At 42.0% G+C, this 14,297-nt stretch carries 11 protein-coding genes and 1 pseudogene; 1 reads left to right on the top strand and 11 read right to left on the bottom strand.

From position 1 onward, the window contains the following. Positions 1–36: 36 nt before the first annotated feature. Entirely contained in the window at positions 37–2,886 is a 2,850-nt protein-coding gene (gene gcvP, locus INE92_RS04960; RefSeq protein WP_008640603.1) for an aminomethyl-transferring glycine dehydrogenase, read from the top strand. A gap of 213 nt (positions 2,887–3,099) precedes the next feature. Here gcvP and INE92_RS04955 read toward each other — a convergent pair whose 3' ends face one another. From INE92_RS04955 to nqrE, 11 genes and pseudogenes are all read right to left on the bottom strand, one after another. Continuing rightward, positions 3,100–3,669 carry a nitroreductase family protein gene (locus INE92_RS04955; RefSeq protein ID WP_008643824.1) on the bottom strand — a complete coding sequence of 190 codons (570 nt, stop codon included), beginning with the start codon at positions 3,667–3,669 and terminating at the stop codon, positions 3,100–3,102. Between the two features lie 63 nt (positions 3,670–3,732). After that, on the bottom strand, positions 3,733–4,818 hold the full coding sequence (locus tag INE92_RS04950; protein WP_015531232.1) for an HpaII family restriction endonuclease: 1,086 nt from the start codon (positions 4,816–4,818) through the stop codon (positions 3,733–3,735). An 81-nt stretch (positions 4,819–4,899) separates the two neighbouring features. Continuing rightward, positions 4,900–5,703: a C39 family peptidase gene (locus tag INE92_RS04945; RefSeq protein ID WP_008643831.1), complete on the bottom strand. Its 804-nt coding sequence runs from the start codon at positions 5,701–5,703 to the stop codon at positions 4,900–4,902. Positions 5,704–5,724: 21 nt separating this feature from the next. Continuing rightward, entirely contained in the window at positions 5,725–6,342 is a 618-nt protein-coding gene (locus tag INE92_RS04940) for an IMPACT family protein (RefSeq protein WP_008643833.1), read from the bottom strand. Positions 6,343–6,626: 284 nt separating this feature from the next. Beyond that, positions 6,627–7,874, bottom strand: a complete 1,248-nt coding sequence (locus INE92_RS04935) for a DUF1015 domain-containing protein (RefSeq protein ID WP_195435780.1) — start codon at positions 7,872–7,874, stop codon at positions 6,627–6,629. Between the two features lie 88 nt (positions 7,875–7,962). Continuing rightward, a complete protein-coding gene (locus tag INE92_RS04930; protein ID WP_195435783.1) occupies positions 7,963–8,883 on the bottom strand; it encodes an NAD(P)-dependent oxidoreductase in 921 nt (306 codons plus the stop codon). A 107-nt stretch (positions 8,884–8,990) separates the two neighbouring features. Next, positions 8,991–10,058, bottom strand: coding sequence for a 3-phosphoserine/phosphohydroxythreonine transaminase (gene serC, locus INE92_RS04925; RefSeq protein ID WP_008022134.1), 1,068 nt, complete (start codon positions 10,056–10,058; stop codon positions 8,991–8,993). Between the two features lie 431 nt (positions 10,059–10,489). Next, positions 10,490–11,822 (bottom strand): annotated as a pseudogene (locus tag INE92_RS04920) (DEAD/DEAH box helicase). A 46-nt stretch (positions 11,823–11,868) separates the two neighbouring features. Next, positions 11,869–12,048 (bottom strand): hypothetical protein, encoded by a 180-nt coding sequence (locus INE92_RS04915; protein ID WP_004306317.1) that lies wholly within the window; start codon positions 12,046–12,048, stop codon positions 11,869–11,871. 250 nt (positions 12,049–12,298) lie between these two features. After that, positions 12,299–13,573, bottom strand: a complete 1,275-nt coding sequence (gene nqrF, locus INE92_RS04910) for an NADH:ubiquinone reductase (Na(+)-transporting) subunit F (protein ID WP_008022130.1) — start codon at positions 13,571–13,573, stop codon at positions 12,299–12,301. A gap of 18 nt (positions 13,574–13,591) precedes the next feature. Beyond that, positions 13,592–14,218 carry an NADH:ubiquinone reductase (Na(+)-transporting) subunit E gene (nqrE, locus tag INE92_RS04905; protein ID WP_004315904.1) on the bottom strand — a complete coding sequence of 209 codons (627 nt, stop codon included), beginning with the start codon at positions 14,216–14,218 and terminating at the stop codon, positions 13,592–13,594. Between the last annotated feature and the right edge of the window lie 79 nt (positions 14,219–14,297).

The raw sequence follows: 14,297 nt of genomic DNA, 5'->3' as shown, positions 1-14,297 counted from the left end.
ATAATTCAGAAATCATTAATCATAAATCATTAAGACATGAAAACCGATTTGTTAGCTAGCCGTCACATCGGCATCAATGAACAAGACACAGCCCTGATGCTCCGCAAAATTGGCGTGAACTCACTGGACGAACTGATTGATAAAACAATTCCCGCCAATATACGGCTAAAAGAGCCGCTGGCATTGACTAGTCCGCTGACGGAATACGAATTTGGAAAACATATCGCCGAACTGGCAAATAAAAATAAACTATATACTACGTATATCGGTTTGGGATGGTACAACACGATTACCCCGGCTGTTATCCAGCGGAATGTATTCGAAAACCCGGTATGGTACACTTCTTACACTCCTTATCAGACAGAAGTGTCGCAAGGACGCCTGGAAGCGTTGATGAATTTTCAGACAGCCGTGTGCGACCTTACTGCCATGCCACTTGCCAACTGTTCACTTCTGGACGAAGCAACTGCCGCTGCCGAAGCCGTGAGCATGATGTATGCCATCCGTTCCCGTGCGCAACAGAAAGCCAATGCGAACGTAGTCTTTGTAGACGAGAATATCTTCCCACAAACATTGGCTGTTATGACTACACGCGCTGTGCCGCAAGGCATCGAACTGCGTGTAGGTAAATATAAGGATTTTGAACCTTCACCGGAAGTGTTTGCCTGCGTTCTACAATATCCAAACTCGAATGGAAATGCAGAGGATTATTCCGAATTTACAGAAAAAGCTCATGCCGCAGATTGCAAGGTAGCTGTCGCTGCAGATATTTTAAGCCTTGCCCTGCTGACTCCTCCGGGAGAATGGGGAGCAGATATTGTATTCGGAACTACACAACGTTTGGGTACTCCAATGTTCTATGGTGGTCCGTCGGCTGCTTTCTTTGCTACCAGAGACGAATACAAACGGAATATGCCGGGACGAATCATCGGATGGTCTAAAGATAAATATGGCAAACTTTGCTATCGGATGGCTTTGCAGACACGTGAACAGCATATCAAGCGGGAAAAAGCAACTTCAAACATTTGTACCGCACAAGCATTATTAGCTACCATGGCAGGCTTTTACGCTGTTTATCACGGCCAGGAGGGTATCACCACAATTGCGTCGCGCATCCACAGTATCACTGTATTTCTTGAAAAGCAACTGAAGAAATGTGGATACACACAAGTCAACGCTCAATATTTTGACACCTTACGTTTTGAGTTGCCCGAACATGTTTCGGCACAACAAATCCGTACCATAGCGCTTAGTAAAGAAATAAATCTGCGTTATTATGAAAATGGTGATGTCGGTTTCAGTATTGATGAAACAACAGATGTGGCAGCCGCCAATGTATTGCTCTCTATCTTTGCCATCGCTGCCGGAAAAGATTATCAGAAAGTAGACGATATCCCGGAAAAAAGCAATATCGACAAGGCTTTGAAACGGACAACTCCTTTCCTGACGCACGAAGTATTCAGCAAATATCACACGGAAACACAGATGATGCGTTATATCAAACGTTTGGATCGCAAAGATATTTCGCTTGCACAATCGATGATTTCTCTCGGTTCATGCACCATGAAGCTGAATGCAGCTGCGGAAATGTTACCTTTAAGTCGTCCCGAATTTATGGGTATGCACCCGCTGGTTCCGGAAGATCAGGCAGAAGGATATCGGGAATTAATTAAGAATTTAAGTGAAGATCTGAAAGTTATCACCGGATTTGCAGGGGTGAGCCTGCAACCCAATTCGGGTGCTGCGGGAGAATATGCAGGACTTCGTGTAATCCGTGCTTATCTCGAAAGTATCGGTCAGGGACATCGGAACAAAGTCCTGATTCCGGCTTCAGCTCACGGAACAAATCCTGCGTCAGCTATACAGGCCGGATTTGTGACTGTCACCTGTGCATGCGACGAACAAGGAAATGTAGAAATGGATGACCTGCGTGCCAAGGCTGAAGAAAATAAGGATGAATTGGCAGCGCTGATGATTACTTATCCTTCTACACATGGTATCTTCGAAACAGAAATAAAGGAAATTTGCGACATCATTCATGCCTGTGGCGCACAAGTATATATGGATGGAGCCAATATGAATGCCCAAGTGGGATTGACCAATCCGGGATTCATCGGTGCGGATGTCTGCCACTTGAATCTCCATAAAACATTCGCTTCCCCTCATGGTGGCGGAGGTCCGGGAGTAGGTCCTATCTGTGTGGCCGAACATCTGGTTCCTTTCCTTCCCGGACATGGAATCTTCGGCAATTCGCAGAATCAAGTATCAGCTGCTCCATTCGGTAGTGCAGGTATTTTGCCTATCACGTATGGATATATCCGCATGATGGGTGCAGAGGGATTGACGCAGGCCACTAAGATCGCCATCCTGAATGCTAATTATCTGGCTGCTTGCCTGAAAGATACGTATGGAGTTGTCTATCGGGGAGCCAATGGTTTCGTAGGACACGAAATGATTCTGGAGTGTAGGAAAGTACATGAAGAAGCAGGTATCTCGGAAAATGATATTGCCAAACGTCTGATGGATTATGGTTATCATGCTCCTACCCTCTCCTTTCCTGTTCACGGTACATTGATGATTGAACCGACAGAAAGCGAGAGTTTGGCAGAACTGGACAATTTCGTAGATGTCATGCTGAATATCTGGAAGGAGATTCAGGAAGTGAAGAACGGCGAAGCTGATAAGGATGATAATGTGTTGATTAATGCTCCGCATCCGGAATACGAGATTGTTAGTGATCGTTGGGAACATTCGTACACACGCGAAAAAGCGGCTTATCCGATAGAAAGTGTACGTGATAACAAATTCTGGGTCAATGTAGCTCGTGTAGATAACACATTGGGAGACCGTAAGTTACTACCAACTCGTTATGGCACTTTTGAATAAAGGTGATTTATTGTAGAAATCAATTCATTAGAAAAGATTTTTAGAAGCGTCTCAATAAGAAATAATCCCGGGGCTCAATGAATGTAAGCCCTGGGATTATTTTTATCAGCCCAAGACTGAATAAACAAAAGCCCTGGGGATGCATCAAATATCCCCAAGGCTCATATTTTGTGATATGGAATGTAAATCCAACTACAATTCTGAATATTTTTTCTACTTGACAATCGTTACCGTATCAGCCTTCACCTTTTTCTCTTTCATCGGAATCTTCGAATCAGCATACCCCAAAGCTACGCAACCATAGACTTTATGATTGGCAGGAACACCTAAAGAGGTAATATATTCACGAACTTCAGGATCATCACACGTTGTGCCCAACTGGTTGATCCAGCAAGAGCCGATTCCTAAAGAATGGGCAGCCAGAAACATATTTTCTATTGCACAAGCACAATCCATACCAGCCCACCATTGTGTAGGTTCATTGGATACAATCACCAAAGTCGGAGCATGATAATAACAACAATAGGTCTTGCTATGCCCACGCTCTTGCAAACGGGAATCATCACTTTTTGCAAAAGCTCCTTTAATGCGCTCATTCAGTTCTGTCAATTTATCTACATTTTGAATAGCAGTAAAGTGCCATGTTTCCAAATGCATTCCACTGGGTGCATAAGTTGCAGCTTCCAGAATAGCCTGCAAATCTTCTTCTGAAACTTGCTGACTAGTATAAGCCCGTACGCTACGACGTGCTTTAATGTTCTCTAAAACTTCATTCGTTTTCATGGATAACAAGTTTTTTATATATATATCGAATCAAAATTTCACCACAGAATTCTAATTTATCATTTACCTTTTAACTAGCCCAATCTTTGCATTCAGTTTGAAATAATAGACTCCATTCTCTCTCTCCAAAAATCCGTATTTATCCTTCTCCAAAGATCCTTTTTCCAAACGGGTATTTTGAAACAAAAAGTCTTCCATTACTTGCTTTTCTGATTTATGATAACAGAGCACCTCTCCACTTCCGCCCACCAACAGAATACCTTCCACAGCCGAATCCAATCCATTATAAATCTTTGCGGGACGCATACCTAAAGCTAATGCCAACAAGAACTGCTTCATCTTAAACTCATAAAACTTGTGCTTGTTTATCAGTTCATCTTTAATCTTTAACGGATTCATTTGTTTGATAACTTCCGTCAGCTCGCTAATACGAGAGATACCATCCAAATGCATAATACGAACCATTTCTGTCAAGACACGTGGAAAATGCAGGTCAATCATTAGAAGATTGCTACGGAATACCCGGTCGGCTACATCAGAATATTTAAGTACACCGCCCAATCGTTCGATCATCATCATTCGCTCGGCAACCTCATTGGGAGATTCAGGCAAAGCATTGATTTTATTCACTGTGGGAGTGGCAAATTTGACTCCACTCTGTTCCAGTTTTAGATTTGCAGCACGTCCTCCGTCCAGTAACGGATTCATTACACCCAACCGTGAACGAACATTAAAACCTCTAAACGGAGCTTCCGGATGCCAAAATGCAATGGAGAAATCAGTACGATCTTCTGTTTTTGCTTCCAAATCGAAAATGGCTGCTTCATCTAAAAACTCTTCTACTCCTTCCGGAGAGGTTACGTCCTCTTCCGAAGAAGATTTCACAGCCCGCAATATCAAATCAGCTACAATACCAAAGTCTTCGCGAGGCATGAATTTAGTTCCGCTCTCTGCTTCTATACGAATCGTATCTTCCTCAATATAATATTGACGTGTTCCATCATGTTCTTCCCGTTGAATCATTGCAATAGGCCAAGATGTTTCTCCCGCCTTTGCGTCTGCTGTGCCTAGCACTACTTTTCCGTCTGTCAGGAGACGAAAGAAAGAATAGAGTTCGCACCATTCTTTTTTGGTTGCTTCGAATGCCATATATCTTTGTTCTTCTTTATTTTACTAATGTTCTTTTTATCCTAATTTCACTAAGAAATTTCTATCTTCACAATGAATTGCTTACTGATTAATAACCTGCGGTAAGGTTACAGGCAACGCAACAGGAGGTACTATATGAGTTACTTCCTCCAAAGGAGGAAGCTTGCCTACTTGTGCAAACAGGGAGTTTCGAATCCATTCTTTAGGAGTGACTATGATAAATCGTCCCGTCCAGCAACCATCAAAATAGGAAGGATTGCCCGGCTGTTTCTTTATTGGATAGCAGATATTTTCTCCTTTACTCCGCATCTCCGGCGAACGTCCGGGGTCATTTACCCACACATGTTTATCGTCAATGCCACGAAGCACCATCCAGTGCCCTCTCGGACCGGGACGCAAACCACGAACTGCTCCTGTATATCTCACATTCACAAGCACAGGTATACCACGATCAATATAATCTTTCAATACCCGGTAATCTTTCTGCTGAAAATGTTCGGCACTTATCATATTTTCATAATAACGTGTCAAAGAATCAATTTCAAAAGAATAATATCCTCCCTGCCCTATCGATGTACGACGACGGAAAGGGGCACGTTTTTTCAGAAAGTAGTTACGCTGATACTCAATCAGTTTCTTTTCTGCATCCTGGGCTGTACGTTGTGTATCGGTCGTCATGCCTTTAAAGTAGTCAAAGACCATTAACGAAGAAGCCAGAGAGCAATGCGAGTAAGGACATCCCGTGATTTTCTGCGAATACCACGGAACAGGGATATTATTAGGAGCGAGCTTTTGAGTCTCCTGTACTTGTGCTTGCGTCTGAACGCTTATCAAAGCAAAGAAGCTTAAAAACAAATTGAAAATTATATGATATTTATTTCTCATGCAATATTTTAAATATCTTACTTACAATACATTCTCATCATCAAGAATACGAGCTGTCTCCACCTTTTCCAAACGAGCACGCAATTTAGGCATCATCGAACGACGAATACGTAACGTCATACTACAATCCATGTCATACGACTGATTGAGAATTTCCGGTTCCTCCTCTTTCACAATGCGCATCACGTCATTCATGAAAGGATATTCAAACATTACCGTCACGTCTTCATCTACTGTCTTTTCTATAATTGTAGCGGCAGCAATAGCTTCAGCAGCGGCAGCCTTGTAAGCCACGATCAATCCGCTTGTCCCTAACTTGATTCCTCCAAAATAACGAACTACTATAATCAGGATATCCGTCAGTTCATTTGAATTTATCTGTCCGAGAATGGGTTTTCCCGCTGTTCCGGAAGGTTCTCCATTGTCATTGGCACGGAAATCCTTTCGTGCAGCTCCCAACATATAGGCATAACATACGTGTCGTGCGTCATAATACTTTTTCTGATACGTTTCAAGATGTATTTTTATCTCATCGAGAGTACGCACAGGAAGGGCTATAGCAATGAACTTGCTTCGTTTTTCCGTATAAATACCTTCGGAAGGTTCAATGATGGTTTTATAAGTATCTTCAGCAGTCATGCTGCAAAGATACGGCTTTAATAAGAAAAGTCAATCTATCGTTTGGAAATATTAATGTTCCACTTATCGATGAGATGTAGCTGGAAATATAAAAATCTTTGTTGGCAGATTTTCATCTATAAGATAGTGACGCTATCCAATAAAAATAGTGACAGTATACCACAAGGATACCGTCACTATCCCGGGCATATACCGTCACTATTTTTTTTATCTTAATCGGGTGTTACATTTATTGATATAGCTTACATCAGCAACGTCTTTTTTGCATCATCCGATAGAATTTCCTAATCCAATTTATGAATTACCAACCCCGAACGAAGTTTAGGTTCAAACCAAGTTGTCTTCGGTGGCATGATATTACCTGTATCTGCAATATCCATCAATTGTTTCATAGATACGGGATAAAGAGCCAGAGCCACTTTCATTTCACCGCTATCCACACGTTTCTTGAGTTCTCCCAATCCACGGATGCCGCCCACAAAATCAATACGCTTGTCCGAACGCAAATCCTTTATACCCAAAACTTCATCCAAAATCAGGTTGGAAGAGATGGTAACATCAAGCACGCCAATAGGGTCGTTATCATTGTATGTACCTGTTTTGGCTGTCAGACTGTACCATTTACCACCCAGATAGAGTGAGAAGTTATGTAAGCCGGATGGTTTATAGATATCCGCACCCTTCTCTTCTACTATAAAGTTTTTATCAAGTGCAGCCAGGAATTGCTCGGGAGTCAAACCATTGAGATCTTTCACTACACGATTATAGTCGATGATGGTTAGCTGGTTTGCAGGGAAGCAAACAGCCATGAAGTAATTATATTCTTCATCACCCCGATGATTCGGATTTTGCTTTGCTTTCTCTGCTCCCACTAGTGCAGCAGCGGCAGAACGGTGATGTCCGTCGGCAATATAAAGAGCCGGCATTTTAGCAAATTCGGCAGTAATAGCAGCAATATCCTCATCTTGATCGACAATCCAGAAAGTATGTCCAAAACCATCCCCCGGAGCGATGAAGTCATAAACAGGCTTGTTTGCCGTATACTTCTTGATAATAACATCCAACTTCTCATTATCCGGATAAGCAAAGAAAACAGGCTCAATGTTAGCGTTGTTCACACGGACATGCTTCATACGGTCTTCTTCCTTGTCACGACGGGTAAGCTCATGTTTTTTGATAATCCCATTCATATAATCGGGAACGTATGCACCAACTACCAATCCGTATTGCGTTTTCCCGTTCATCGTTTGGGCATAGATATAATAATTTTCCTTATTATCCTGCACCAACCAACCTTTGTCCTGGAACAGTTGGAAATTCTCGGCAGCTTTAGCATACACTTGTTCGTCGTGTTCGTCCGTACCGACAGGGAAATCTATTTCCGGTTTAATAATATGATAAAGAGACTTTTCGTTACCTTCCGCTTCTGCGCGGGCTTCTTCTGAATTCAATACATCATAAGGACGTGAAGCGACCTGTTCTACGAGGTCTTGCGGAGGACGAATGCCCTTGAAAGGTTTAATTATTGCCATGATATTAGTATTTTATATGTAAAAAATTAAAGCCACAGACTTATTGAAAATCTGTGGCTCAAATATACTACTTATTTCTAAAAGAATCTTATTTGTTTACTCTAAATTTCTCGCAACCATCTTTCAGGAAGCCTACAATTTGTTGAGCGGCAGCAATACCGGCATTGATATTTGCTTCAGCAGTTTGAGCACCCATCTTCTTTGGAGTTGAGAAATAACGTCCGGCAAATTTCTCTGCAAATTCTGCGTTAGCAACAGGCATAATATCTGTGATATATTTGAAGTCTGCACGCTCTTCCATCAATTTAATCAGTTCTGCTTCGTTGATAACTTCCTTACGGGCAGTGTTTACCAACATAGCACCTTTCGGCATATCTTTCAACAAAGCATAATTGATAGAATTTTTCGTTTCGGCAGTTGCCGGAATATGAAGAGATACCACCTGGCAAGTCTTATACAGTTCTTCTGCTGAACCAAGTGCTTTCACACCATCTTTTTCGATTACTTCTTTCGGGCAGAATGCGTCGTAAGCATACACTTCCATTCCGAAACCTTTGGCAACACGGGCTACATTACGACCTACGTTTCCATAAGCATGAATACCCAGTTTCTTGCCCATCAATTCTGTACCGGAAGTTCCGTTATAGAAGTTACGGACAGCATATACCATCATACCCAAAGCAAGTTCGGCAACAGCATTAGAGTTTTGTCCCGGAGTGTTCATCACACATACGTTGTGAGCAGTGGCAGCAGCCAGGTCAACGTTGTCATATCCCGCACCGGCACGTACTACGATTTTCAATTCTTTGGCAGCATCAAGCACCTCTGCATCAATAATATCGCTACGGATAATGATAGCATTAGCATCTTTCACTGCATCCAGCAATTGAGCCTTATCTGTATATTTCTCAAGTAAAGCAAGCTCGAATCCGGCCGCTTCTATTTCTTTACGGATGCCGTCTACTGCAACTTTAGCAAACGGTTTTTCTGTAGCTACAAGTACTTTCATAATTTAATTCTATTTATAAAGACTCACCACAGATTACGCAGATTTTCACAGATTATAGAATTTAGGAATCTGTGCTAATTCGTGTAATCTGTGGTGAAAATAATATATTAATGAAGTTTTTCAAATTCCTGCATGCAGTCAATCAAAGCTTGTACGCTTTCTTTCGGTAAAGCATTGTAGCAAGATGCACGGAAACCACCTACAGAACGGTGTCCCTTGATACCTACCATACCTCTTTCAGTGGCAAACTTCAAGAAGTCAGCTTCAAGGTCTTTGTATTCGGGAGCCATCACGAAACAGATGTTCATGCGTGAACGGTCTTCTTTGGCAGCAGTACCCACGAACATTTTGTTGCGGTCGATTTCAGCATACAACATATCCGCTTTTTCAATGGCACGACGTTCCATTTCTTTCACACCACCTTGTGCTTTGATCCAACGAAGGTTCAGCAATGCAGCATAGATGGGCACTACCGGAGGAGTATTGAACATAGAACCATTATCAATGTGTGTCTGATAATTCAGCATTGACGGAATGTAACGAGAAACCTTACCTACAGCATCATTCTTAACAATAACGAATGTAACACCTGCAGGAGCCAGATTCTTTTGTGCACCACCATAAATACAGATATATTTAGAAACGTCGATCGGACGTGAGAAAATATCAGAAGACATATCGGCAACCATCGGAACCGGAGAATCGAGGTCTTTCTTCAATTCTGTACCATAAATCGTGTTGTTAGTAGTGATGTGGAAATAATCTGCGTCTGTCGGGATTGTGTAATCTTTTGGGATATAAGTATATGTAGCTTCAGCAGAGGAAGCAACTTCTACAACTTCACCAAACCCTTTAGCTTCTTTCATTGCTTTCTTAGCCCACACACCAGTGTTCAGGTAAGCAGCTTTTTTTTCCAGGAAGTTATAAGGAACCATGCAGAACTCCATACTAGCACCTCCACCCAGGAACAGTACCGAATAGCCTTCGGGAATATTGAGTAATTCCTTGAATAATGCCTCTGCTTCGTCAACCACAGGTTGGAAGTCTTTGGCACGGTGGCTGATTTCCATCAAAGAGAGACCAGAGCCGTTGAAATCTAAAATAGCCTTCGCTGTATCCTCTATCACCTCACGCGGAAGAATGGAAGGTCCTGCATTGAAATTATGCTTTTTCATTTGAAGTTTGTTTTTGGTTTAACAATTTCGTTACTTTTGTCTTTTGACCTTGCGAATTTACGAATTTATTCCCATCGCACAAATCTTTCCTTATAAAAATACTGTTTTAAAGCAGATTTTCCTTTCTTTTTATTGGTTTATACAGGATATATACACCATATTGTTATCTATAGATGTCAAGTATGGGATAAAAGTCGAGATTGAAATAGAACCGGAGATATTGATGATAAAACAAAAGATTAATGCAATAAAAATGAATATTTATAAACTACAACAGTGAATTCAGCTTAGATTAACAGGGAAATGAAGTGAAAAGTAAAACATCTTTGGAAATAATGTAATCATCCCTATGCTCAATGACTAGTGAACATAGGGACGATTGTAAATAATAAAAGAGGACTTTAAGAGTTCTATATTACAAAAAAAGAGTTTTACTTCGCTTCCTCAATAATAGTCTTCATTCCTTTTATTTTCTCTCCTTGAATCAGATTCAGGAGTTGCTTCACCTTAGCTCGGCGAACGGCAACGAAAGCATAATGTTCTTTGACATCAATCGCTCCGACATCTTCGCGAGTCAGATTTCCTTTTTTATATAAGAATCCGGCAATATCGATCCGACTAAGTTTCTCCTTCTTTCCTTTACCTATATATAGTAGCCCAGAGCGATTTCGGAGGCCGGGGAGGGTTTTCAGGCAACACTACTATCTCCATTTCTTCCGGGATATAAGAAGGAAGTTTCTCTTCGGTATGAAGAATCAGATAAGACGTTCCGGTCGCATCCCAACGTGCTGTTCGTCCGTTGCGGTGCGTAAAGGCTTCTTCATTGACCGGCAAATGATAATGGATAATATGTCCGACTTCCGGAATATCCAGTCCACGAGCAGCCAGATCGGTAGAAATCAATACATGACAACTGCCATTACGGAACTTGTAAAGCGCACGTTCACGGTCCGGCTGTTCCATACCACCATGAAAACGTTCTGCGAGTAGTTTTTTATCCGCCAATAACTGATGTACACGGTCCACCGCATCCCGATGATTACAAAACACAATGCTCGAACTGCTCCCCAATGTACAAAGCAGGTTATATAAAGTATCAATCTTATCTTTGGAAGGCGAAAGCACCTTCATCAATTTCAAGCGCGACTCTTGTTCTTCAGAATCGTCCGAAAGGAAGTTCAACTTAACTGTGCGGTTCAATCCTGTAAATTCGGGAATCTCTTCGGCATCGGTAGCTGAAAGCAACATACGTTTTTTTAATCCCGGAAGCTGGGTGATAATCTCTGCCATTTCATCGTGGAAACCAAACTCCAACGATTTGTCGAACTCGTCGATAATTAAAGTTTCAATGGTTTCGGGATTGAAATTTCCTTTAGACAGATGGTCGGTGATACGTCCCGGAGTACCAATGATGATAGCAGGATGATTGCCCAATATACTTTTCTTTTCTTCGGCGATAGGATGCCCACCGTAACAACAGCAGGTTTTCCAGGAAGTCCCCATTGCTTTGAATACAGAATCTATCTGTAAGGCCAGCTCACGCGAAGGAACGAGAATCAAAACCTGCACGCTGTCATCGTTCGGTTTTAGAGTAAGGAGTAAAGGTAACAGATAAGCCAATGTCTTGCCCGATCCTGTCGGTGACAACAGTATAACGTCTTTTCTTCCGGTAGCTTGTTCAAGTGATGCTTCCTGCATCGGATTCAGCTCCTCAATCTTCAAATTGCGGAGAGCCGACTGTATAATTTCATTTTTCTCTAACATGGGGGCAAAGATACAAAAAGGAAAGAGTACGGAGATAAAAATGCAATCAAACTTTAGCCATGCCGGTCAATATATAATAACCTTTCAGATTATTCTCTTTCATGTAAATGGTTACTTCTGCCCTACAAGCTGTCACCAAGGCATATCCCGTTAAACTTGAACTCATAGCTTTGACAAATGAATACTCTGTATCATTGTGAATAAAAGATATACGATGATATTCCATAACCTATTGTACTTTAATAATTCTATTGTGTAGCCAAATATACGAATATAATAGATAAGTACGGATAAAAAAGGAGAACTATCTTTAAAACAGACATAAAATAGATACAAACCATAACGGAAAGACATTATGAGATAATAGTAAAAAAAAGCGGGAAATCGAAGAAGCATTACTGCTTTTCAGATTTCCCGCTCTGTGTTTATGTAACCTTTCCGGTCATTGTTCCGACCGGTTTGTTCTCTTCTGCGAATTATCCTCCGAAGTTGTCGAACATCAGGTTCTGTGCCGGAACGCCAAGATCGTCGAGCATCTTCTCAACAGCTTTCGACATCGGACCAGGACCACACATATAGTATTCAATATCTTCAGGAGCTTCGTGATTCTTCAGGTAAGTTTCGTAAATTACGTTGTGAACGAATCCCGGAGTGTACTTCACGCCTGCAGCATCAGCAGCAGGGTCCGGACGGTCGAGAGCCAAATGGAAAGTGAAATTCGGGAAGTCCTTTTCGATTTGCAGGAAATCTTCCAGATAGAACACTTCGTTCAGCGCACGGGCACCATAGAAGTAAGACATCTTACGGTCAGTAGTATGCAATGTCTTGGTCAAGTGCATGATTTGCGCACGCAACGGAGCCATACCGGCACCACCACCAATCCACATCATTTCCTTCTTAGAATCGAAGATTGGGTGGAAGTCTCCGTAAGGACCGCTCATTATTACCTTGTCACCCGGTTTAAGAGTAAAGATATAAGAAGAAGCGATACCCGGCATTACGTCCATAAATCCAGGACCTTGTTCTTTCGGTTTGAACGGCGGAGTAGCGATACGTACTGTCAACATGATACGGTCACCTTCGGCAGGATAGTTGGCCATAGAGTAAGCACGGATTGTTTCCTCGTCGTTCTTACACTTCAAACCCAGCAAACCGAATTTCTCCCATGCAGGAAGATATTCATCACCAATCAAGCTCTTGTCAATGTCCTTGTCATAGTCCATTGAGAATTTAGGAATCTTAATCTGTGCGTAAGAACCCGGGATAAAGTCCATGTGTTCGCCTTTAGGCAGAGCAACGATGAACTCTTTGATAAATGTAGCCACGTTCTTGTTGGAGATTACTTCGCACTCCCACTCTTTCACGCCAAGTACAGATTCGTCAATCTTGATTGACATATCGCCTTTCACTTTCACCTGACAGCCCAGACGCCAGTGGTCTTGCTGCTGTTTGCGACTGAAGTGAGGAACCTCAGAAGGTAGGATTTCGCCGCCTCCTTCGAGTACTTGGCATTTGCACTGTCCGCAAGATCCCTTACCACCACAAGCAGATGACAGGAATATCCCATTTACAGACAGCGTATTCAACAAAGTAGAACCGGAAGCCACTTCCAATTCCTTTTCGCCGTTGATTGTCAGTTTTACGTTTCCTGATGGTACCAGGAAATTCTTAGCAACCAACAAGATTACAACAAGCAACAGAATAACCACAAGGAATACCCCAATGCTCGCTAATATTAAATTCATATCCATTGTCTTATTCCTTTCTTTTTAGATGTTCAAACCAGAGAAACACATAAATGCGATTGCCATCAGACCTACTGTGATAAATGTGATACCCAAGCCCTTCAACGGAGCAGGTACGTCAGAGTAAGCCATTTTCTCGCGGATAGCAGCCAGACCTACGATAGCCAGCAACCAACCGATACCAGAGCCTAATGCATAAGAAAGGGCATCCCAAATATCACCAATGTATTTCGGATCACTCGGACCCAGATTGATACGTTGTTGCATAAACAGAGAGGCACCCATGATCGCACAGTTAACAGCAATCAACGGCAGGAAGATACCCAGCGAAGCGTACAGTGACGGAGTGAAGCGTTCTACCACCATCTCCACCAATTGCACGATACCGGCAATTACGGCAATGAAAAGAATAAAACTCAAGAAGCTAAGGTCGACACCTTCAATGATAGCATTGGCAGCCAACACCTTAGTTTGCAACAGGTAGTTGACCGGAAGCGTCACCAGCAACACGAAAGTCACGGCGATCCCCAGTCCTACGGCAGTCTTCACATTCTTCGAAACAGCCAGGTATGAACACATACCCAAGAAGAATGCGAATATCATGTTGTCCACAAAGATAGAGCGGACGAATAAACTTAATAAATGTTCCATAATTCTTTTTGATTTATGATTTATGATTTATAATTTATGATTCAGCAGACTTATCATGCGACTATGACTATAAAGCTAG

Origin of the sequence: Bacteroides xylanisolvens (assembly GCF_018289135.1) — a bacterium.
Lineage (GTDB): Bacteria > Bacteroidota > Bacteroidia > Bacteroidales > Bacteroidaceae > Bacteroides > Bacteroides xylanisolvens.
The sequence above is the reverse complement of the archived record's forward strand: the minus strand, read 5'-3'. Positions and strand labels throughout refer to the sequence as shown.

Coding starts and splice junctions, on each gene's coding strand:
- gcvP (WP_008640603.1), top strand. CDS start 37: ATGAAAACCGATTTGTTAGCTAGCCGTCACATCGGCATCAATGAACAA.
- INE92_RS04955 (WP_008643824.1), bottom strand. CDS start 3,669: ATGAAAACGAATGAAGTTTTAGAGAACATTAAAGCACGTCGTAGCGTA.
- INE92_RS04950 (WP_015531232.1), bottom strand. CDS start 4,818: ATGGCATTCGAAGCAACCAAAAAAGAATGGTGCGAACTCTATTCTTTC.
- INE92_RS04945 (WP_008643831.1), bottom strand. CDS start 5,703: ATGAGAAATAAATATCATATAATTTTCAATTTGTTTTTAAGCTTCTTT.
- INE92_RS04940 (WP_008643833.1), bottom strand. CDS start 6,342: ATGACTGCTGAAGATACTTATAAAACCATCATTGAACCTTCCGAAGGT.
- INE92_RS04935 (WP_195435780.1), bottom strand. CDS start 7,874: ATGGCAATAATTAAACCTTTCAAGGGCATTCGTCCTCCGCAAGACCTC.
- INE92_RS04930 (WP_195435783.1), bottom strand. CDS start 8,883: ATGAAAGTACTTGTAGCTACAGAAAAACCGTTTGCTAAAGTTGCAGTA.
- serC (WP_008022134.1), bottom strand. CDS start 10,058: ATGAAAAAGCATAATTTCAATGCAGGACCTTCCATTCTTCCGCGTGAG.
- INE92_RS04915 (WP_004306317.1), bottom strand. CDS start 12,048: ATGGAATATCATCGTATATCTTTTATTCACAATGATACAGAGTATTCA.
- nqrF (WP_008022130.1), bottom strand. CDS start 13,573: ATGGATATGAATTTAATATTAGCGAGCATTGGGGTATTCCTTGTGGTT.
- nqrE (WP_004315904.1), bottom strand. CDS start 14,218: ATGGAACATTTATTAAGTTTATTCGTCCGCTCTATCTTTGTGGACAAC.